The 21,045-nt window shown below is 59.8% G+C and carries 18 protein-coding genes and 1 pseudogene; 10 read left to right on the top strand and 9 right to left on the bottom strand.

Translation table 11 applies throughout. The annotated features are described in order from the left end of the window. Positions 1-6: 6 nt before the first annotated feature. The 6 genes and pseudogenes from E4633_RS10625 to cysN all read left to right on the top strand — a co-directional run bounded on the left by E4633_RS10625 (position 7) and on the right by cysN (position 6,191). The gene (locus tag E4633_RS10625) at positions 7-486 is read left to right on the top strand and encodes a TolC family protein (protein ID WP_135870214.1); all 480 of its coding nucleotides are present in this window, start codon (positions 7-9) and stop codon (positions 484-486) included. Beyond that, positions 486-947 (top strand): annotated as a pseudogene (locus E4633_RS10620) (ABC transporter permease); the annotation flags it as partial. The gene E4633_RS10625 and the pseudogene E4633_RS10620, both read left to right, overlap by 1 nt. Before the next feature lie 238 nt (positions 948-1,185). Continuing rightward, a complete protein-coding gene (locus E4633_RS10615) occupies positions 1,186-2,481 on the top strand; it encodes an MATE family efflux transporter (RefSeq protein WP_246038029.1) in 1,296 nt (431 codons plus the stop codon). A gap of 388 nt (positions 2,482-2,869) precedes the next feature. Then, on the top strand, positions 2,870-3,580 hold the full coding sequence (locus E4633_RS10610; protein WP_281276764.1) for a phosphoadenylyl-sulfate reductase: 711 nt from the start codon (positions 2,870-2,872) through the stop codon (positions 3,578-3,580). A 56-nt stretch (positions 3,581-3,636) separates the two neighbouring features. Beyond that, on the top strand, positions 3,637-4,542 hold the full coding sequence (gene cysD / locus E4633_RS10605) for a sulfate adenylyltransferase subunit CysD (RefSeq protein WP_135870211.1): 906 nt from the start codon (positions 3,637-3,639) through the stop codon (positions 4,540-4,542). Then, on the top strand, positions 4,542-6,191 hold the full coding sequence (gene cysN, locus E4633_RS10600) for a sulfate adenylyltransferase subunit CysN (RefSeq protein ID WP_135870210.1): 1,650 nt from the start codon (positions 4,542-4,544) through the stop codon (positions 6,189-6,191). The genes cysD and cysN overlap by 1 nt, the downstream gene beginning before the upstream one ends. Before the next feature lie 110 nt (positions 6,192-6,301). Here cysN and E4633_RS10595 read toward each other — a convergent pair whose 3' ends face one another. Next, complete coding sequence (locus E4633_RS10595) at positions 6,302-7,204, bottom strand: YeiH family protein (protein ID WP_246038027.1); 903 nt, start codon at positions 7,202-7,204, stop codon at positions 6,302-6,304. Positions 7,205-7,350: 146 nt separating this feature from the next. Here E4633_RS10595 and E4633_RS10590 point away from each other — a divergent pair, with 146 nt between their 5' ends. Beyond that, entirely contained in the window at positions 7,351-8,277 is a 927-nt protein-coding gene (locus E4633_RS10590) for a LysR family transcriptional regulator (protein ID WP_135870208.1), read from the top strand. 303 nt (positions 8,278-8,580) lie between these two features. On the opposite strand, the gene E4633_RS10585 is transcribed toward E4633_RS10590, so the two are convergent. After that, positions 8,581-9,000: a hypothetical protein gene (locus tag E4633_RS10585; protein ID WP_135870207.1), complete on the bottom strand. Its 420-nt coding sequence runs from the start codon at positions 8,998-9,000 to the stop codon at positions 8,581-8,583. 368 nt (positions 9,001-9,368) lie between these two features. Between E4633_RS10585 and E4633_RS10580 the strand changes: the two genes are divergently transcribed. Together E4633_RS10580 and E4633_RS10575 are read left to right on the top strand one after the other, a co-directional pair. After that, the gene (locus E4633_RS10580) at positions 9,369-9,614 is read left to right on the top strand and encodes a hypothetical protein (RefSeq protein ID WP_135870206.1); all 246 of its coding nucleotides are present in this window, start codon (positions 9,369-9,371) and stop codon (positions 9,612-9,614) included. Positions 9,615-10,121: 507 nt separating this feature from the next. After that, entirely contained in the window at positions 10,122-10,817 is a 696-nt protein-coding gene (locus E4633_RS10575; protein ID WP_135870205.1) for a response regulator, read from the top strand. 57 nt (positions 10,818-10,874) lie between these two features. Here E4633_RS10575 and E4633_RS10570 read toward each other — a convergent pair whose 3' ends face one another. Beyond that, positions 10,875-11,186 (bottom strand): hypothetical protein, encoded by a 312-nt coding sequence (locus tag E4633_RS10570; protein WP_135870204.1) that lies wholly within the window; start codon positions 11,184-11,186, stop codon positions 10,875-10,877. A gap of 262 nt (positions 11,187-11,448) precedes the next feature. Here E4633_RS10570 and E4633_RS10565 point away from each other — a divergent pair, with 262 nt between their 5' ends. Continuing rightward, positions 11,449-11,937, top strand: coding sequence for a YcbK family protein (locus E4633_RS10565; RefSeq protein ID WP_246038025.1), 489 nt, complete (start codon positions 11,449-11,451; stop codon positions 11,935-11,937). Between the two features lie 35 nt (positions 11,938-11,972). On the opposite strand, the gene nhaD is transcribed toward E4633_RS10565, so the two are convergent. From nhaD to E4633_RS10535, 6 genes are all read right to left on the bottom strand, one after another. Continuing rightward, positions 11,973-13,256 carry a sodium:proton antiporter NhaD gene (gene nhaD / locus E4633_RS10560; protein WP_135870202.1) on the bottom strand — a complete coding sequence of 428 codons (1,284 nt, stop codon included), beginning with the start codon at positions 13,254-13,256 and terminating at the stop codon, positions 11,973-11,975. A 130-nt stretch (positions 13,257-13,386) separates the two neighbouring features. Continuing rightward, the gene (locus tag E4633_RS10555) at positions 13,387-14,766 is read right to left on the bottom strand and encodes a TRAP transporter large permease (protein ID WP_135870201.1); all 1,380 of its coding nucleotides are present in this window, start codon (positions 14,764-14,766) and stop codon (positions 13,387-13,389) included. Continuing rightward, positions 14,763-15,434: a TRAP transporter small permease gene (locus E4633_RS10550; protein ID WP_198419419.1), complete on the bottom strand. Its 672-nt coding sequence runs from the start codon at positions 15,432-15,434 to the stop codon at positions 14,763-14,765. The genes E4633_RS10555 and E4633_RS10550 overlap by 4 nt, the downstream gene beginning before the upstream one ends. 72 nt (positions 15,435-15,506) lie before the next feature. Next, positions 15,507-16,511 carry a TRAP transporter substrate-binding protein gene (locus E4633_RS10545; protein WP_135870200.1) on the bottom strand — a complete coding sequence of 335 codons (1,005 nt, stop codon included), beginning with the start codon at positions 16,509-16,511 and terminating at the stop codon, positions 15,507-15,509. Between the two features lie 399 nt (positions 16,512-16,910). Further along, the gene (locus tag E4633_RS10540; protein ID WP_135870199.1) at positions 16,911-18,290 is read right to left on the bottom strand and encodes a sigma-54-dependent transcriptional regulator; all 1,380 of its coding nucleotides are present in this window, start codon (positions 18,288-18,290) and stop codon (positions 16,911-16,913) included. Between the two features lie 121 nt (positions 18,291-18,411). Next, positions 18,412-20,922, bottom strand: a complete 2,511-nt coding sequence (locus E4633_RS10535; protein WP_135870198.1) for a PAS domain-containing sensor histidine kinase — start codon at positions 20,920-20,922, stop codon at positions 18,412-18,414. Between the last annotated feature and the right edge of the window lie 123 nt (positions 20,923-21,045).

Genomic DNA, 21,045 nt, shown 5'->3' with positions numbered 1-21,045 from the left:
GATGAGATGAAGACTTCAACGCTGGCTCGTGCGGTTATAGCGTGCGCCGCCATGGGCCTCACGGGGTGCGCCACCGTCGGCCCTAATTACGTCACCCCCGAGGTGACGACGCCCGCCACCTGGCAGCAGCTTGATGCCAAGGGGAGCACGCGCACCACCGGGGCCGAGAACTATGACCTGAGCCGATGGTGGCTCTCGCTGGATGACACGCTTCTTTCGGAGCTGATTGAGAAGGCGCTTTCGGCAAGCCCGGACCTGCGCAGCGCGCAGGCGAAGCTGCGCGAGTCACGCGCCCGGCGCTCGGTGCCCGCCGCTGACCGGTATCCCGGCGTCACCGCATCGGGGAGCGCCAGCCTGAACGAGAAACTCGGCATCACCGTGCTCATGGTGACGCACGAGCCTGACATCGCCGCTTACGCGCGGCGCGTGGTTCATTTCGTCGACGGCTTTCTCAACAGCGACGAGCGCAAAAGGGAGATTCTCTGATGTTCTGGAACACGCTTCTACTCTCCCTGCGCGCCATCCGCCGCAACCTGATGCGCTCCTTTCTCACCGTGCTGGGGATCGTCATCGGCGTCGCCGCCGTGGTGGTCATGGTAACGCTTGGTAACGGCGCCACGAAGTCGGTCTCTGACCAGATCTCCAGCATGGGGAGTAATCTCCTCATGCTGATGCCCGGTCAGCGCTTCGGGCCTGGCTCGGATGCCGCGCCAAGCTTCAAGAGCGCCGACATCGACGCCATCAAGAGTCAGATCTCCAGCGCCGAGTGGGTCGCGCCGATAACCGGCAAATCGGCCACCACGGTCTACCAGTCCAAGAACTGGCCGACGGTGGTAAGCGGCACCACCAACGACTATTTCCACGCCGGCAACTGGGAGCTTTCCGCTGGCCGGATGTTCACCGATGCGGAGGAGAGGGGAGGGAAGGCGGTCTGCGTCATCGGCGAAACGGTGCGCCAGAAGCTTTTCGGGCGCCAGAACCCGGTGGGTAGCGAGATCCGGGTCAAGGTTCTTGTTTTCTGCGGCCATTGGGGTTATCTTCGGCTATTTCCCGGCGCGCCGGGCTGCCGGTCTCAACCCCATCGACGCTCTGCGTCACGAGTGAGGCCGCCAAGCGAAGAACAAGGAAGGGCACCCTTTGCCGGCAATGAACCACGTACCGCGCCTGCTGAAACTGGCAGGCCCCATGATACTTTCCACCTCCGCAATAACCCTGATGCAGATCGTCGACGCCATCGTCCTCTCGCGCTACTCCAGCGAGGCGGTGGCGGCGATCGGTCCGTCGGGGCTCGCCGTCATCCTGTTCCAGGGCTTTCTCTTCGGCACCGCCGGCTATGCCGGGACCTTCGTCGCCCATAACCACGGCCGCGGCGACCTCGCGGGCGTACGCAGGTCCGCCTGGCTCGGCATCCATACCTCGCTCATCTCCGGCGTCGCTGCACTGGCCTTTGCCTGGCCGCTTGCGCAACTCTTTCTTTTAGCCGGGCACGCCCCACAGGTCGCGCGCGACGAGACCGCCTACTTCGGGATCTGCATGGCGGGCTCGCTCTTCCCCGTGCTCGGTTCCGCGCTCGCCGGGTGGCTCTCGGGGATCGGCCGGCCGGTTCTGGTCACCGCGGTCACCTTCTTCTCCTTTGTCGTCAACGCACTGCTTGCCTGGGGGCTGGTACTCGGGGAATGGGGGCTGCCGCGCCTGGGAATCACCGGTGCCGCTCTCGCCACCGTTTCAGCCCAGGCGGTCGCCGCTTTTCTTTACAGCGGCATCTTCATGGTCGCGGGAGGGTGGTCCGACCGTATAGCTAGGCGCCTCGCGTGGCCGGACTTTTCACGCTTCTTGAAACTCGCCATGCCGATGGGACTTCGCATCAGCGGCGAGCTCTGTGCCTGGACCCTTTTTCTCGTCGCGCTCGGCAGGCTCGGTACCGTGGAACTCGCCGCTTCCAGCATCGCCTTCCGCATCAACGGCATGGCCTTCTTCCCGGCCCTCGGACTTGGTCAGGCGGCAGGAGTCCTGGTGGGGCACGCCCGCGGGGCCGGGGAGGACGACCAGGTTCCCGAGATCGCGTCGCAGTCGCTCGTCGTCTGCGAGATCTGGATGTTCGCCATGGCGGTCCTCTTCGCCACCTGTTCGGGACCGCTCATGTCGCTCTTCGCCGGGACCGGGCCGGAAAGCGCCCGCATCATCGAGACCGGCTCGGTGATCATGAAATTCGTCGCCTTTTACTGCCTCTTCGACGCCGCCAACGTGATGACCGGGTGCGTCCTCTCTTCGGCGGGTGACACCGGTTGGGTCGCCCGCACCTTCCTCTACTGCTCGGCAGGTTTTCTCCTTTTGCTGTGGCTCATCTCCTGGCTGATCCCGAGCCTCGTCGCGGAATGGACCCTCGCCACCTGTTTTGTCTTCTTCACGGCCGTCGTCTGGTCGCTGCGATTCCGCTCCGGTGCCTGGAGAAAGATCCAGGTGCTGCATCAGCATCACTAGCCTGAGCTTCGCTTCCCCGTTTTCCCCCCCCCGACTGATACGTCACTACCAGATCCTCCGCACCGGGCGAGCCGCGTCCCGGTAGCGGCGGTCTTATCCGTTTCTATTTTCCTACCTTGTATGTCGGCAATAGTTCTGATTTTGCGCTGCGTATCTCAAAAATTCCACTGACGTGTGACATTTTGTATGGCCGGTGTCTTTTATAATAACCACCTTGAAACAGATGTTTAACTTCATAGACCAGGCGTCCTTGAAGAGGGTGTAATGTGTGTCCGAATAAAACCCACCGATATTGTCTGAAATCGATGATATTTTTGTTGACTGTATTGGTGTGATAGGGTAAAAGGTGACTCAAGTTTTTTTGAGAGGGAATGCCCGTCTCGAATCTATCCAAGAGGAAGCCAACATGACATCTGTTCCCGAAGTCGCCCCCAACGCAACCGCCCAGGAGATTCTCCGCCTCGGTGTGACCGCAGCGCAAGGCCCCGTGAAGCTCGCCTGTTCGTTCTCCCTCGAGGACGTGGCCATCATCGAGCTGGCCCGGGAGGCCGGCCTGGAGGTCGGCGTCTTCGCGCTCGACACCGGCAGGCTGAATGAGGAGACCTACGAGGTGGCCGATGCCATCACAGAGCGCTACCGCATCAAGATCGACTGGTATTTTCCCCGGCACGAGGCGGTGGAAAAGCTCGAGCGCGAGAAGGGGCTCTTCTCCTTCCGCGAGTCGCTGGATAACCGCCACGAGTGCTGCCATATCCGCAAGGTGGAGCCGCTCGGGCGCGCGCTCAAGGAGCTTTCCGGTTGGGTCACCGGCTTGCGCCGCGAACATAGCGTGACCAGGACGGACCTGAAGGCCATCGAACTTGATACGCTGAACGGCGGCATCATCAAGATCAACCCGCTGCTCGACTGGAGCGAGGCCCAGTTGCTGGACTTCGCAACAGAGCGCCGTCTGCCGCAGAATCGCCTTCTGAAGCAGGGGTACCGTTCCATCGGTTGCGCCCCCTGCACCAGGGCGGTTCAGCCGGGAGAGGATGCCCGCGCGGGAAGGTGGTGGTGGGAGAACCCCGAGCACAAGGAATGCGGCCTGCACCGGAGATAGACGGCGCGAGCCCGGCGCGACCGGCGCCGGTACAAAGATTCGATACGGGAAACGATATGAAGAAAAATCTGACGCACCTGCAGCAACTGGAAGCCGAGAGCATTCACATCATCCGCGAAGTGGTGGCCGAGTTCGAGAACCCGGTGATGCTCTACTCGATCGGCAAGGACTCCGCAGTCATGCTGCACCTGGCACGCAAGGCCTTCTATCCGGCGCCGCCGCCTTTTCCGCTGTTGCACGTGGACACCACCTGGAAGTTCCGTGACATGATCGACTTCCGCGGCCGGATGGCGAAGGAATCCGGTATGGAGCTTCTCGTGCACGTGAACGAGGAAGGGGTGAAAAAAGGCGTCTCTCCGTTCACCCATGGTTCCGCCCTCTACACGGACGTCATGAAGACCGAGGGGCTGAAGCAGGCGCTCGACAAGTACAAGTTCGATGCCGCCTTCGGCGGGGCCCGCCGCGACGAGGAGAAGTCCCGCGCGAAGGAGCGCATCTTCTCCTTCCGGAGCGCAAACCACCGCTGGGACCCGAAGAACCAGCGCCCCGAACTCTGGAGCCTCTACAACACCCGCATCAAGCCGGGGGAGAGCATCCGGGTGTTCCCGCTTTCCAACTGGACCGAGCTCGACATCTGGCAGTACATCCACCTGGAAGAGATTCCCATCGTGCCGCTCTACTACTCGGCGGTGCGCCCGGTGGTCGAGCGGGACGGCATGCTCATCATGGTGGACGACGATCGGCTCGAGTTGAAGCCCGGCGAGAAGATCGAGTACAAGTCGGTCCGCTTCCGCACCCTGGGCTGCTACCCCCTGACCGGGGCGGTCGAGTCCGAGGCGGACACGCTGCCGGAAATCATCCAGGAAATGCTGCTCACCCGCACCTCCGAGCGTCAGGGACGCCTGATCGACCACGACCAGGCCGGCTCCATGGAGAAGAAGAAACAGGAAGGGTACTTCTAATGGCACATCAATCGGAACTGATCGAGCAAGATATCCTCGCATACCTGAAGAGCCAGGAAGAGAAGTCGCTTCTGCGCTTCATCACCTGCGGCAGCGTCGACGACGGCAAGAGCACCCTCATCGGGCGCCTTTTGTGGGACTCCAAGATGGTCTTCGAGGACCAGTTGGCGGCTCTCGAGGCCGACAGCAAGAAGGTGGGGACGCAGGGGGGCGCCATCGACTACGCCCTTCTACTTGACGGGCTGCAGGCGGAGCGCGAGCAGGGGATCACCATCGACGTCGCCTACCGGTTCTTCTCCACGGACCGGCGCAAGTTCATCGTCGCCGACACCCCCGGTCACGAGCAGTACACCCGGAACATGGTAACCGGCGCCTCCACCGCCAAGGTCGCCGTCATCCTGGTCGATGCGCGCAAGGGGCTGCTGACCCAGACCCGCAGGCACAGCTTCCTCGTGTCGCTCGTCGGGATCAGGCACATCGTGCTGGCGATCAACAAGATGGACCTGATCGGCTACGACGAGGAGAAGTTCCGGGCCATCGAGGAGGACTACCGCACGTTCGCGGCGCCGCTTGGTTTCGAGTCCATTACCGCGCTCCCCATCTCGGCTTTGAACGGCGATAACATCATCGAGATGAGCGCCGAGACCCCGTGGTACCAGGGGCCCACCCTGATGCACTTTTTGGAGACGGTGCAGGTCGAGGACGATAGGGACGAGCGCCCCTTCCGGCTTCCGGTGCAGTGGGTGAACCGTCCGAATCTCGATTTCCGCGGTTTCTGCGGCACCATCGCTTCCGGCACCATCCGTCCAGGCGACGAGGTCCGCGTTGCCTCCTCCGGCCACACGAGCCGGGTAGCGAGGATCGTGACCTACAACGGGGATCTGGAGGAGGCGGTGGCAGGGCAGGCCGTCACGCTGACCCTTGAGGACGAGATCGACATCAGCCGCGGCGACATGCTGACGCGTCTGGACGCTCCCCCCCTTTACACGAGGCATCCCGAGGCACACGTAGTCTGGATGCATGATGAGCCGTTGCAGCCGGGGCAGCTTTACCTCGTGAAGACGGCGACCGGGGTGACCCCGGGGCGGGTTACGGCGGTGCAGTATGCGGTGGACGTGAACACTCTGGAGCAGAAGCAGGTTGCCACCCTGGGGCTGAACGAGATAGGCCTTGCCAGGCTCGAGCTGGACCGTCCGGTCTCCTTCGACCCGTACGGGAGCAATCGCGACACGGGAAGCTTCATTCTCATCGACCGGTTCACCAATGCGACCGTGGCCGCCGGCATGGTGCTGGACGGGCCGGACGAAGCGCAGAAGGCGCACCTTTCGCAGGAAGATAGCCCGTGGGCGCCGCGCCGCATCGTGCTCGATGCCGTTGCCGCGACCAACCTGAACGTGGTCGATCTGACCGAAGAGAAGGGGCTTTTCCTGCTGGATCTTGCCAGGAGCATCGAAGAGTACCTGGAAAAGGGGAACCGCATCTTGTTAAGGCTGCGCGACCTGGCACAGATGGAGCCGGTGGCGCAGTTGGCCTACGACAAGAACCTCGCCTTCGAGTTCGACCGCAACGGTGACGGTGCCAGTGTGCTCCTCTTCAAGCGCGGCACAGCCCCTGCCAAGGGCTATGGCGACGACGGCACCGGTATCTAGCAGAGTACCAACCCGGCCAGTCGGGCCAGTCAGGCCAGTCCACCAGTCTGACTGGTCCGGCTGGTCCGGCTGGCGGGCTGGCGGGCTGGCGGGCTGGTCCGGCTGGCGGGCTACCCAGCCGCTCTCACCATTAGCGCCGCCAGTGTCACGCCGCTAACCACGAGCCACAGTGTCACACCCTGCAGCATCGGGCGTACACCGACCTTGCCCAAAACCTCTCTGCTGAGCCCCAACCCGACGAAAAACAGGGACACACCCAGGCCGTGCCTGGCAAAGGCCGCAACCTGATTCCACTGCACCTCAAAAGCCGGTAATAGGCTCCGCACGGCTGCTGCTGCGATGAAGCCGATGATGAACAGCGGTACGCGTACTCTCTTGTCAGACTTTTTCAGCAGGGCCGCGCCGAAAACGACCGGCATGATCCACATGGCGCGGGTGAGCTTCACGGTGGTCCCGACCTTCAGGGCCTCTTCCCCAAAGGCGGATGCCGCACCGACGACGCTGCTCGTGTCGTGAATGGCAAGTCCTGCCCAAGTGCCGAACACATCCTGGCGCAGGTCCAGCAGATGCCCTATCAGAGGAAACAGCAACAGAGCCACGGAGTTGAGGGTGAAGACGGTCCCAAGGGCCACCGCCGTCTCGTCGTCCTTGGCATCCAGCACCGGCGCTAATGCCGCAATCGCACTGCCGCCGCAAATTGCCGTTCCCGCAGATATCAGCGCAGATGTGTTGCTTTGAGTGCCGAAGAGCCTTCCCAACAGGTATCCGACGCCGAGGGTGAAGCCAATCCCCACTATGGTGTACCCAAGACTTTCCCTTCCTGTCTGCACCACTTCTCCCAGTTTTAGTCCAAAGCCAAGCCCGACCACGGAGAGCTGCAGCGACACCCTGCTCAAGCTCGCCGTCCTTTGCGGCCACGGGTTGCCCAAGGTCAGGGCGTAGCCAGTCCCGAGGGCGAGGGCCAAGGCGGGACCACCCCATGGGGAGATGGCCAGCGCCAGACATAGAATCATAACAATGCTTCGGACCTCCATGTGTCTCATTTTCCCCTCCTCAATGTGGAAATCTATTGCGGATAATATGTCTTTTGAGATATAAATAAAAATTAGTAATTTAGATAAATAGCATCAATTTGATTTATGTTTATCCGGGGGAGGCTATGACGATTACGCTCAGGCAGCTAGAGATATTCGAGAAGGTCGCAGCATGCGGCGGGGTGACCCAGGCTAGTGGCCAACTGCTGTTGACCCAGTCGGCGGTCAGCATGGCGCTTGCTGAGCTGGAACGGCTGGCGGGAGCGCCCCTCTTCGAGCGCTCCGGGAGAAGGCTGTTTTTGAACGATCGCGGGCGGGAGATGCTTCCTCAAGCGCGGGAGGTGCTTTCGCGCGTACGCATGATTGAGCTTTTCCTGGACGAGTCCATTGGTGCACCTAAAGGGACCTTGGTTATCGGGGCGAGCACGACCATCGGCAATTACCTGTTGCCTGCAATGGTCGGCGAGTTCTCGAGGCGGTATTGCGACGCCAAAGCTCTGCTGCAGGTAGGCAACGCGCTTCAGATAGAGCACGGGGTCGAGTCGGGTGAATTGGACCTTGGGCTCGTCGAAGGCCTGCCGCATCTTTCGTCGCTCGCTACCACCCCCTGGAGGCGGGATGAACTCGTGATTGTTGTCGGGCAGCAGCATCCTTGGGCGGCGGCCCGAACGGCCACTCAGGACATGCTGCGGGAAGCCCCATGGATCGTGCGCGAGAGGGGGTCCGGAACAAGGGAGGTTTTCGAGGCGGCAATGGAGAGGGCAGGAGTGACTTACTCCATTGCCCTTGAGCTCGGTCATACCGAGGCAATCAAGAAGGCGGTGGAAGCGGGGCTTGGGGTCGGGTGCGTTTCCAGAATGGCGGTCCAGCGGGAACTGGATCACGGGTGGCTTTTAGAAGTCACCAGTACGGTGGATCTACAGCGCACCCTGCTTCTTGTTACCAGAAAAAACGACTACCGCACCGCGTTGATGCGAGCGTTCCTCGGGATGCTTGAAGAGAGCCGGGATGTCGACGAAGTGAAGAGCGAGAAGGCAATGGAATCGGTTTGACGTTAAGAAGACCAAAATGATCTTTTTTATGTTGACTTGATAACGCTGCAGGTGTAGAAATAAATAACCTCAATTATGGGAAAGGAGATCAGGCAATGTGGACCTCTAAGTTTGCTATTCGTCCTGTATCGCACTGCAAAGAAGGTTGCAGTATTTAGCCCGTCTCGGAAGAGATGGGCGGCCCACAACCAAAAAGCCCCTGTAGAGATACAGGGGCTTTTTGCGTTTGTACTTTGAGGCGACGTTCATGCCGCCTCTATGACTGCCGGTGATGGAGTGGCTGCCCGTAAAAGACAGCTGTCCCTACGGTGCAACAAGCTTCCAGTTTACGCACGAAGAAGCGCGAAGATCTTTTCTCTCTTTTATGGAAGGCGTAGCGACTGTCCCGTCATGACAGGACATGCACAACCTCCCTTTGCCAAGTCGTGGATCGAAATCCTCAGGAACGGCGACATTGGCCGGAATGTTGAGGGCATATGCTTTCCCGGACTTGGTCTGTTCCGTCTTGCTGTTCCACAACATGCCACCCTCGGTAGTATCCTGATGCGGGACATGACAGAACTGACACACCTTGCCCGCCCCTGGAACAGCGACGGGCGCGTTAGCCGCATGGTCCGCTCCCTCGGAACTCGCACAAGAAGGCACGTCAGCTTCTGCGATGACGGCAATGCATAACACAGTAACAAAACTAATGACAAATCTGCACATCGAGAGCTTGTTCATGGCGATCTCGCTAGCCGGCACCCGCTTTAAAGGGGCATTCGGCCGATGGATTTTGACGGTCACCTGTAGGTCAGGCTACACCTCCCCAAAGTTGGCGGCATTCTACACATACATGACCTGATAAGCAAATGAAATATATATGTAGGAATAAATGAATATATCCTTCGGTATAGATTCCTACATTTCAGTTGGACCGGCAGGTAATGGTTCCTGGCTGCTCGTGCGACAGGCGGCTTTTCCTGTAGTAGTTGCCAATGAGTAGTGGTTCTTACCAGATGGTTAATGCTTTCAAGCTTGAAGACTTTGAGGCTATACAGTAATGTGCTCAACTGCTCGCGAGGTTATCTTTTAGGAGGATGAAGGAGTTTATGAGAAGCGGTAAGGGGGGCGTTTTTGTGATGATACTGTTTTGCCTGCCATTCCTGCTGGAGTGGTGGTTTCTCAGCTCCATGCATTCCGGTCTGGCCATTGCGGTTGTCCTTTTACTACTGGGGCTGCTTTTCCTCTGCTACTGTGCCATCGCCATGTTGCTCCCGGAGCCGCCCACCCCACAGAGGATAGGAAACTTCTCGTTCTCCTCGACGGATACTCTTCAGCGCAAATATCTTTCCTAGTTTTTCTTTCCTGATTTTTCCCCACTTGTCCCGGCTCATGCTGGCAGCCTCCACCGAAAGCAGCCTGTCGTGGAGGCATGTTAAGCCCGTTAGCTTTATGTTGACCGTTGGCTGAGACAACCTTCCTTCGTAACAGCCAGACCCCTGTATACGCCGGTGGGGCTACCGAAATACTTGTCGTATTTTTGCCTACACATGAATAAAATTTACTGTCGTTCGGAATTACCCGGTTCTGAACATGCAAGCAGGATACTGCAGCCTAAACATCAACATGGTAGCCTTGCTCACCTTTTGTCGTTGGCATTTATACGTTAAATCAAATGTTTAATGGCTGCTGTGGTGAGAGGGGGCCATGGTGGTGTCGACCGTGCATTCCACGGTTCGCAATGGCGGTTGTTGATTGCATAGTGCTGTCATAGGAGATATTTTTTTGTTGTGGGGGTAATTGTCTACAGTAATTTAAGTGAATATTTGCTATAAAAGCTTCCCATGTCTGGAGGAGTATTAATGACCATTGAAGAAGCATTCGGCATAGTCGTACGAAGACTGAGAAGGGAACGCAACCTCTCTCAGGACAGGCTGTCTATGTTAAGCTGTCTGGACCGCAAATTCATATCCAACATCGAAGGCGGTAAACAGCAGCCGAGTCTCTTGTCCATATTTGCTCTTGCCTCCGCCCTCAACGCTTCCGCCTCCAGTATCATCTTCGAGACAGAATTCATCCTGAAAATTAACACTCCGGAAAGGATGAGGCCTGATGGGAGCAAGATCGACTGGATAAGTAGCATGGAGATCATGATGAACAAGATTAACAACTGCTACCAGGGGACAGAGACCATTCTGATCGTCGACGACGAGAAACAGTTGCGTGAGATGCTCTCTGATTTCCTCGTAAGCTACGGTTACCGAGTGATCACTGCTGAAGACGGCCAGGATGCGTTGGACAAGTACAAACAGAACGAACCGATCCATCTGGTGGTCATGGACGTGGTTATGCCCCGCAAGGATGGTATCAGCTGTTTCAGGGAGATAAAGAAGGTGAACCCGGCCGCGAAGGCGGTGTTCATGAGCGGCTACCGCCCGGATCACCTTCAGGCGAAGCCCGATTTCCAGCTCATTCAGAAGCCGTTTTCCCCGGTCGAGATGATCAAGGCGATTAGGAGCGCGCTGGAGAGTGAGCAGGATGTAATTGGCGATCGCTGACCAGCTCTGTAGAAAGATGAATCCATGAAGGGACGTTCCGGCGAACGTCCCTTTTTTTTATCCCTGCTGGTACAAAAGGCTGAGCATCCAGGCCGTAGCGAGGGTTGAGGAGAACCAGATGATCGCCCGCGGCGTGATGTCCTTGGGAATGTCCAGGTACGGTCGCTCGCCACGCAGCGATTGAATCCTGTACTCGATGGTTTGCTTGCCGTGGACGAACACCGCGATGGAGACGGGGAACCACAGGGCCCCAGATAGGGTGAGAAGGGCGCTCAGCGGGCCTTTGAGGTGCTCGCCCATGGAGAGCAGAAGCGCCAGCGTGACTCCTGAAACGAGTGCTGTGGTCTTAGTGGCGTAGGGTATTTTCATGGCAGACCCCGTGCTGTCCGGGAGGTGGGTGCCGACCCACACAGCAAAGCATACAAAGCCACATTAGCAAGTTAAAGACAGTGGAAGAGTATGGGGAATGGTTGACAGCTTGGGAGACTTTGTGGTAGCAAGGAGGGGCGATTTCAGGTCGCTAATTGCTTGATTTATAGAGGTTTATGTGAGAGATGCAATGTTGTGCCGCAGGATGTTTCTCAGGTCCTCCGCCTTTTTTGCTGCGACCCTTATTGGTGCCAAATCTGCCTTGGCGAGGTTCGTTGATGGCGCCGGTAACGGTAGCCTTACTGAGGGCAAACTCTCCTTATACAACGTCAACTGCAAGGAACGGCTGACCGTAACCTATCGCAACAGCCTCGGCGAGTACTGCGATGAGGCGCTGCAGGCCCTGAACTGGATCTTTCGCTGCCACCAAACCAACCAGACCACGGAAATGGACCTGCGTGTCGTCGAATACCTGAACCGGCTGGACAATACCTTGGGGGGGGACAATGAGATTCACATCATCTCCGGTTACCGCTCCCCGGAATACAACGCCGAGCTGCGCCGCCGCTCCAAAGGGGTGGCGAAGGACAGCCTCCACATGAAGGGGATGGCTATCGACCTTGTCATCCCGAGATTCGGGCTCGACCGTATAAGGAAAAGCGCCCTTACTCTTGCCGCGGGCGGCGTCGGTTACTACCCTCAGTCCGGTTTTGTTCACATCGACTCCGGGCACTTCAGGACCTGGGGATAGCCCGGAACGCCACAGGACTGCGCAAGCACCAACCGTCACCCAAAGACCCTCACCTGCAGCAAGTAAACACCTACACCTCCGAAGTAGCCCAAAAGGGCAAGCCCGCTGATCTTCCTCACATACCAGAAGAAGTGCACCTTTTCGAGACCCATGGCGGCCACTCCGGCGGCCGAACCGATGACGAGAATGGAACCGCCGGTGCCGGCGCAGTAAGCCATGAATTCCCAGAGGAAACTGTCGGCCGGGTGCGCTGCCAGGTCATACATCCCCATGGAGGCGGCAACGAGCGGCACGTTATCGACGATGGCGCTTACCAGCCCGATCAGGGTGACGATCAGGTCGAGGCGTCCAACGGTCCGGTCGAGCCAGCCGGCGATTGCCGATAGGATGTGCGTGTGTTCGAGCGTCGCCACCGCGAGCAGGATACCGATGAAGAAGACGATAGAGCTCATGTCGATCTTCTCCAGGGCGTGCGCCAGGGTGAAGTGCCGCTTGTCCATCTCCTCTTTTTTGCGGTGCACGAGGTCACCGGCGAGCCAAAGGATGCCAAGCCCGAGCAGTATCCCCATGAAGGGGGGGAGGTGGGTCACCGTCTTGAACAGAGGGACGCTCACCAGGATGCCTATGCCGAGGATGAACATGAGGTTGCGCTCGAAGAGGGTGCTCTGCGGGATGTCGCCGTTTTCCTCGCGGACCGGAGCCACCACCTCGCGGCCTCTCAACTGGAAGGCGACCACGGTAAGCGGCAGCAAAAGGTTCACCAGTGCAGGGGCGAGCACACCCTTCATGATGGCCAGGGTGGTGATCTGCCCGCCGATCCAGAGCATGGTGGTGGTGACGTCGCCGATGGGGGTCCAGGCACCGCCGGCGTTGGCGGCGATGACGATGAGACCGGCGAAGAAGAGGCGGTCCTCGTGGTTGTCGAGGAGCTTCTTCATCAGCGAGATCATGACGATGGTGGTGGTCAGGTTGTCGAGAACCGCGCTCAAAAAGAAGGTGACGAAGCCCACGAGCCACATGAGCGAGGAGAGCTTTCTGGTACTGATGTGTGAGGTGATCACCTCGAACCCGTTGTGGGCGTCGATCACCTCCACGATGGTCATAGCCCCGATCAGGAAAAAGACGATCTGCGCCGTGGACGCGAGCGACTCGTTCAACTGGTGCACCACAATGTGGGAGTCCGGGCTGGCAAGCGCGTACACGGACCAGAGGAGACCCGCGCCGAGAAGTGCTGAGGATGACTTGTTGATCCCGATGGGGTGTTCAAGGGCGATGGCCGCATAGGCGATGACGAAGATGGCGACGAGCAAGGTTACCATGGGGATGACGTTCCTTAGGAGTGGCGCTTGGGGACTCGGGCATTGATAGCGCAACTCGGTCAGCGGGTAAAGGTAAAAAGGGCCTGTCGTGTGGACAGGCCCTTTTTCGTTCAACGGTTAGGCGACACCGCTAGTAACCGAGTGCGCGCGGCAGCCAGAGCGAGATGATCGGTACGTAGGTGATGAGGATCATGAAGCAGAGCATGGCAAGCAGCCAAGGCCAGACCGCCACGGTTAGCTCTGATATCCCCATCTTCGTGATGCCGCTGGCAACATAGAGGTTGAGGCCGACCGGTGGATGGCACATGCCGACCTCCATGTTCACCGTGATGAGCACGCCGAAGTGGACCGGATCGATGCCGAGCTGCATGGCGACCGGGTACAGGATCGGGGCGAGGATCAGGATGATCGAAGAGGGCTCCATGACGTTTCCGGCCAGAAGCAGCAGCACGTTGGTCACTAAAAGGAAGGAGACCACGCCCAGGTTGTGGCCGAGGATCCAGTCTGCCATTAGCTGCGGGATGTTCTCGTGCGTCATCAGGAAGCTGAAGAGCACCGCGTTGGTGATGATGTACAGAAGCATCGCCGACATGCTGGCCGAGTCCAGGAGCACCTTCGGGACCTTCTTGAAGGGGACGTCGCGGTAGACGAAGACGGCGATGATGAAGGCGTACACCGCGCTCATGGCGGCAGCCTCGGTCGGGGTGAACATGCCGGAGTAGATGCCGCCAAGGACGATGACGATCAGGAACAGGCCCCAGACGCTGTCGCGGAACGCCTTGGCGCGCTCGCCCCAGGTCGCCTTCTTCATGCGGGGAAGATTTCCTTGTTTCGCCCTGTACCACGCCACGAGGCCGAGCAGGGTGGCGAGCATGAGGCCAGGGATGACACCCCCCATGAAGAGGGCGCCCACCGAGGAGTTGGTGGCTACGCAGTAGACCACCATCGGGATGGAGGGCGGGATCAGGATGCCCAGCGAACCCGAGGTGGTGATGACACCGGCGCCGAAGCGCTTCGGGTATCCAGCGCGCACCATCGCGGGCATCATGATGGATCCGATCGCGACTACGGTCGCGGGGCTCGAACCTGAGACCGCGGCGAAGAGGGCGCAGGCCATGACGCCGGCGAGTGCCAGGCCGCCGTGCCAGTGCCCCACCATGGAGGTGGCGAAGTTGATCATCCTCTTGGCGACGCCCCCGTGGGTCAGGAAGTTACCGGCCAGGATGAAGAACGGGATCGCCATGATCTCGAACTTCTCGATGCCGGTAAAGAGCTTCATGGCGACCGCCTCGGTAGGCACCTCAGAGAAGAAGAAGAGGAAGGTGAGCACGGTGAGGCCGAGTGCGATGGAGATGGGCATGCCCGTCAGCATCAGCGCCAAGAGAAGCGCGAAGACGACGCCGGTGCTGCCGAGGGTGGCTATCGCTCCAAGTATCACGGCGATGGCGAGAAGCCACGTCGCCGCTTTTTTCTTGGAAAACTGTTCCCAGCCGGCTACTGCAGTACTCATTTCACACCCCCAGCTTCCTTATGATAGAACTTGTGCTGCTCGTATTCCTCTAGCGCCTCGGTGGAGTCGAGCGTGCCTATCTCGTCGATGCCGTCGACGTGGGTGTGGTCGTGGCGCGGCAGCTCGCCGGTGCGCAGGAAGGCGAGGCCTACCTGCAGGAAGCGGAAGCACATGAGGTACGAGCCAAGCGGCACGGCGCAATAGACGATCCAGGTCGGCCACTCCAGGTCCGGGGTGGTTGGGCCTTCGATGAGGTCGACCACGTTCATGCCCAGCTTGTTGAACACGGCGTAATGCATGCCGTTTTCCCAGACGAACTTGGCGCCCAGCGAGCCGATCAGGCCGGTGAAGATGACACCGCCCAGGACGGCGATGATCACGGTGGTCTTGCGCCAGGAATCGGGGAGGCGGGTGACCAGAACGTCCACCCCCACGTGGATGCCGCTTCTGACGCCGTAAGCGGCGCCGAACTTCGCCATCCAGACGAACATGTAGATGCAGAGCTCCTGCGCCCAGCTCATGTTAATGGTCAGCAGCCAGTCCTGCAGCCCCGGGATCGGGAGGCCGGACAGGTAGCGATGGGCGACGGCAACGGCGATGATTACCGTGGCCGCGCCGATGAGGAAGGTGATGATGATTTCCTCAAGATGGTCAAGATACTTCATCATGATGGGCTTCTCCTGGAACTCTCGGCGACGGCCGCCTCGATGCAGCGGCCGTCGCGTTAAGGTTCGGGGTGATTATTTCGCGTTGTAGCCGGTAGCCGCGTAGACTTCCTTCACGATGTCGGCACCGATGCGGCCCATGTTATCCTTGTGGGCCTTGTCCATCGCCTTTTTCCAGGCGGCACGCTCCTGCGGGGTGAGAGAGATCAGCTGGCTGCGGCCGGACTTCTTGACGGCGGCGAGCGCCTCGTCGTTATCCTTCTTGGCCACGTCGTTGGCATATTTGGTAGCGTCCTTCATGCACCCTTCAAGGATGGTGCGGATGTCGGCCGGGAGTCCCTGCCAGAACTTCTTGTTCACGATGACCGCGTAGCCGAGGTAGCCGTGGTCGGAGAGGGTGACGTACTTCTGTACCTCGTGCATCTTCTGGGTGTAGAGGTTGGAGGGGGGATTCTCGGTGCCGTCGACGACGCCGGTCTGCAGCGCCTGGTACACCTCGGAGAAGGCGAGTACCTGCGGGATGGCGCCGACCGAGCGCATCTGGGAGTCGAGCACTTTGGAGGACTGGATGCGCATCTTCTGGCCCCTGAAGTCGGCGACGTTCCTGAGCGGCTTGTTGTCGCTCATCACCTTGAAGCCGTTGTCCCAGTAAGCGAGGCCGAGGATGCCTTTCGGCTCGAGCTTCTTGAGGAGCTTGGCGCCCACCGGACCTTGGGTCACCTTGTGCAGTTCCTGATAGTTGTCGAAGATGAAGGGGAGGTCGAACACCTCGAACTCCTTGACGCCGAGCGGTGCGAACTTGGCAAGGGAGGGGGCGAGCATCTGGACCGCGCCGAGCTGCAGGGCTTCCATCTCCTCCTTGTCCTTGTAAAGCTGGCTGTTCGGGTAGACCTCGACCTTCACGCGCCCCTTGGTGCGCTCTTCGGCCAATTTCTTGAAGTAATCGGCGGCCTGTCCTTTCGGGGTGTGCTGCGCGACGACGTGGCTGAACTTGATCACGATCGGGGCTGCGAAGGCGTTCACCGGCAGGGCGAGTGCCGCTGCCATGGCCAGCGTTTTAAAACAGGCTTTCAGGTTCATAGGGTATTCCTCCTTGGTTGGTGTCCTGCTGTTATGTGAAAATATTTATTAATTTCGTAACGGCACGTTGATTGAGGCTTGTGGCGTGTTCGTATACGATACATTGTTTTGTTGCAACTGCGGTGCCACATCGTCATGGTTGTAACGTGCTGATTAATGAGAGCTGGTGGTTACAGAATGATGGTTGAAAGGGAAGGCAGTGGCGGAAAACGGCCACATGAGTGGCGGATATCTGCCAAAAGCCGTCTCGCTTGTCGGATTAAAAACTTTGTGCGGGTGCGCCGGGGGAGTGTAGCTGTGGTTGGTGGAGACTAATGTTGGTGCGGTGCCGAAAATAGAACAAGGCGGGCCAACGGCCACGCCTCGTCATCGTTTCGCAGCATCAAGATCTTGCAAAAGCTAGAGACCGTACTTGTCCATCTTGTAACGCAGGGTGCCGCGGGGGATCCTCAATATCGTAGCGGTCTGCAATACGTTGCCGCCCGTTTTCTGCAACGCTTGTCGAATGAGCGTTTTCTCGATGCTGTTGATCGCCTCCTCCAGCCCGACACCCTCGGGAACTTCTATCGCCGTCGCGTTGGTGTCGATCGCAGTATGATCGCCGTCCTGGCTGTTCCTGATTTCCAGCGGCAGGTGCTCCGGCAAGAGGGTCGGCCCAGTGCGCATGATGCAGATGCGCTCGATGACGTTTCTTAGCTCGCGCACGTTTCCGGGCCAGGCGTACTGCGCCATGAGTTGTTCCGCCTCGGGCGAGATGTCGCGGAACTGGCGCCCGAAGGAGCGGCTGAACCCGTCGAGGAAGTAGGCGGCGAGGGCGGCTATGTCGGCGGTGCGCTCGCGCAGGGGCGGGATGTGGATCGGGAAGACGTTCAGACGGTAGAATAGGTCCTCCCGGAAACTCTTTTCGGCGATGCGCTGCAAAAGGTCGCGGTTCGTCGCCGCGATCACCCGCACGTCGATGGTGACGTCCTTCACCGCGCCGACCCTGCGTATGGACCTCTCTTGAAGCACCCTCAGGAGTTTTGCCTGCATCGCCATGTCCATCTCTCCGATCTCGTCGAGAAAAATGGTGCCGTGGTGCGCCTCCTCGAAGAGACCCTTCTTGCGGCCGCTCGCGCCGGTGAAGGACCCTTTCTCGTGGCCGAAGAGTTCGCTCTCCAGGAGCGTCGCCGGTATCGAGGCGCAGTTGATGGCGATGAAGGGGGCTTCCTTGCGGTCGGATAAGTCGTGGATGGCGCGGGCTACCAGCTCCTTGCCCGTCCCAGATTCGCCGGTGATCAGGACCGTCGAGGGGATGCGTGCTATCTCGCGTACCTGGGCTACCACCTCGTTGAAGGCCTCGCTTTTCCCGATGATGGGGGAGGAACCAGGGAGCGTGGCGTTTCCCTGGCGCAGTTTGCGCACCTCGCGCTTCAGGGTCTGGGTCTTCAGTGCGAGCTTTACGATGAGGCGCAAGGCGTCCGCCTTGAACGGCTTTTTCATGTAATGAAAGGCGCCCAGCTGAAGCGATTCCACTGCGCTCTCGACCGAGCCGTACCCGGTGATGATGATCACCAGCAGCTCCGGGTCAAGCTCCTTCAGAGCCTTCAGGATGTCGATGCCGTTCTCGGTCCCGAGGTTCAGGTCCAAAAGGGCGAGGTCGATCTGCTCGGAGGCGACGATGTCGCGGGCCTCTTGGCCGGTCTGGGCGGTGCAGACCTGGAACCCTTCGCCGGAGAGGATGCGCTGCACGTTTTCGCAGATGAAGGCTTCGTCGTCGATGATCAGTATCTTTTCCATGCGTTCCTTTTCCTGTTCCGGCTGACCTGCGTATGCCGCATCTAGATTGAGTAATCGGCGGCTCTGCACTTCCCCCAGGAGGGGGCAGGCCGGGAGGGGGGATTACCTTTGCGCCATGGACTCAATCGGCTTCCTGCTGATCGCCAAGCGGCAACTCGACGGTGAACCGGGTTCCCCGGCCCGGCGCACTCTCCACCTGCACCCGCCCCTGGTGTTCCTCGACGATGCGCTGGGTGATCGAGAGCCCGAGACCGGTGCCGGCTCCCTTCCTTGTGAAGAACGGTTCGAAAATGAGGGGCTGGTCCTCGCTGGCGATGCCGGGGCCGTCGTCGCTGATGGTGATCACGGCGTACCCATCGGTAACGGCGGTGGAGACCTCGATGCGTCCACCGCCGGGAAGGGCCTGCTGCGCGTTCTTGATGATGTTGAGCACCGCCTGCTTGATCTTCTCCGGGTCGAATCGGAAGGGGGGGACCTCACCCTCGTTCATGACCAGCTGTACCTGCTGTTTCTCGCACGGTCGCCGCATCAGGAGCACGGTGTCGTTCACAAGCCGGTTGAGGTCGCACTCCCTGAACTCTGCGCGCACCGGGGAAGAGTAGTTCAAAAGGGCGTTGATCAGCTTTTCCACCCGCTCGATCTCGACGAGGGCCTTCTTGATGAGCTCCTTGTCCGCCGGGTTGGAGGTCGTCTGGTCGTGCAGGTCGTCCAGTAACAGCGAGATTCCGGTCAGCGGGTTGCGCACCTCGTGGGCGATCCCGGCCGAGAGTTTTCCAAGGGAGGCGAGGCGGTCCAGTCTCATCATCTCCTCGTGCAGGTTCTCGCGCTCGGTCTCGTTGCGCAGGGTCACGGTAAGCCCTTGGTCCGAATCGACGCCGATGGGGAAGAAGCCGACGTCGAAATGGGTCTTGCCCGGTTCATGGTCGAAACGGAAGGTTTCGCGCCCGTATCCGGCACCGGTAGCGAAGACGTTCGCGATCCGGTCGCCCAGTATTCCCCAGCCGTTGAAAACCTCGCGGTAGTGCATCCCCGTCGTGATCCCTTCGCCCAGGAAGAGGCGGCCGGTGCTGTTGATGGAGGTGAGGAAGCCTTCCGGGGAGAAGGTCACGATGCCGCTCGAGATACTCTGCAGCACGCTCTCCTTGAAGTTGCGCTCGTCCAGGATCTCCAGGCGTGACTTCTCGAGCTCTTCCAGGGTGGCGAGGAGGCTATGCTTGCGGCGGTCCAATTCGTCGGCCATATAGTTGAAGGTCTGGGCGAGGACGCCGATCTCGTCGGCGGAGCTCACCGCGACCCGGACCGCGCTGTCGCCGGCGGCTAACTTTTTTGCACTTACGGTGAGCTGTCTGAGCGGAACGCTGATGCCGCGTGACAAAAGCCAGGCTGAAAGCGCGGAGAAGACGGCGGTGATCAGGATGATGGCGGCGCTTGCCTTGCGGTGTTCCCCTAGTTGGCGGTTGATGAGCCTGCTCCCTTTGCGGGATGCCTCGTGGAAGCGGTCCACCTGGAAACCTATGGTGACGCCGCCGAAAATGCCGTGCTTCGCGTAGTCACCGGTGTCGTAGAAGATGGGCGCATAGGCCATGATCTTCTTGGCTCCCCCCACGTTGGTGATGTCCACGTGCCCCTCCCGCTTGGTGCGCACCGCCGCGGCCACCTGCGGGTATCCGGGATGAATGAAACCGGCGAAGTCGAGGTTGAAGGGGATGCGGCCGCTTTCCACGTCCGCCTTGCTCGACTTGCTGCTGTAGGGGGGGACCAGCTTGCCGCTTGGGTCCACACCGCGGATGTCCCAGTACTTCGGGTGGGTGATGATCCACCCCTCGTCGTCGAACAGGAAGGCGTAGTTGCCGCTTTGGTAGGAGGGAAAGAGCGACGCCGCGTTCTTGCCCGGATCGATATGCTGGGTGAACTCCATCAGGTGGCGGTGGTCCAGGGAGAGGAGCACCATGCCGGTGAAATTCCCTTTGCGGTCGTAAAGCGGCGCTCCGAAGCGGATCACACCCTGGTAAATCTTGCCGTCGTAGGCGCTTTCCGGGTCCGGGGCGCCCGCCAACTGCTCCTGCTTGCTGACGTGAAAGCCGGTAAGGTGCGATACGTAGATCTCGCCCGGCTTCAAGGCGCGCACGCGGCGGAAGTAGTCCTCGCTTTTGAACTCCGTGTTCGCTGGGTCGGAGACGTCGGCAAGCTCCCTTTCCGGGACGAAGGTGCCGTTGCGGATCGCGAGGCGCTCCCGCCCCTTTGCGTCGATGATGGCGATGGAGCGGTAGATGGGGCGGAACTCGTGGGTCCCTTGGGCCTCGGTCGCTCCGCCGCCGCGCTGCCAGACCTCTGAGAGCCTGGTCTGGTAGAAGTCGAGCAGGGTTTCTCGGTCCAGCCGCGATCGGGAGACGAAGAGGAGATCGCTCTCGCACTGGTGCAGGAAATCCTTGATGTTTTCCGCGAGGTCCCGCGCCCTCATCTGCAGCGACTCGACGGCCTGTCGGTCGTCGGACTCCGTTATCTCCATCGAGAGGTTGGTGCTGGTCGCCTGCAGGTTGGCTAAGAGGATGACGGACGAGACGAAGAGCGGCAGCAGGGAGAGCAGCAGCGTGATGACGAGGATCTTTTTGAAGATGGTGAAACGTGGCACGTGGCTCTCCCATGTGGTTAATCAGTTCGGCAGGTTAGCACAAAAGCTTTTTTCAGAATAGTGTTTCGACACCGTTCGGGAGAGCTAGGAGGCGAGGTGAGGGGGCGCGCCCGGGGGCTCCGG

Origin of the sequence: Geomonas terrae (assembly GCF_004791675.1) — a bacterium.
In the GTDB taxonomy this organism is placed as follows: Bacteria; Desulfobacterota; Desulfuromonadia; order Geobacterales; family Geobacteraceae; genus Geomonas; species Geomonas edaphica.
Note: the sequence above shows the minus strand (reverse complement) of the source record. Positions and strands in the feature narration are given on the sequence as shown.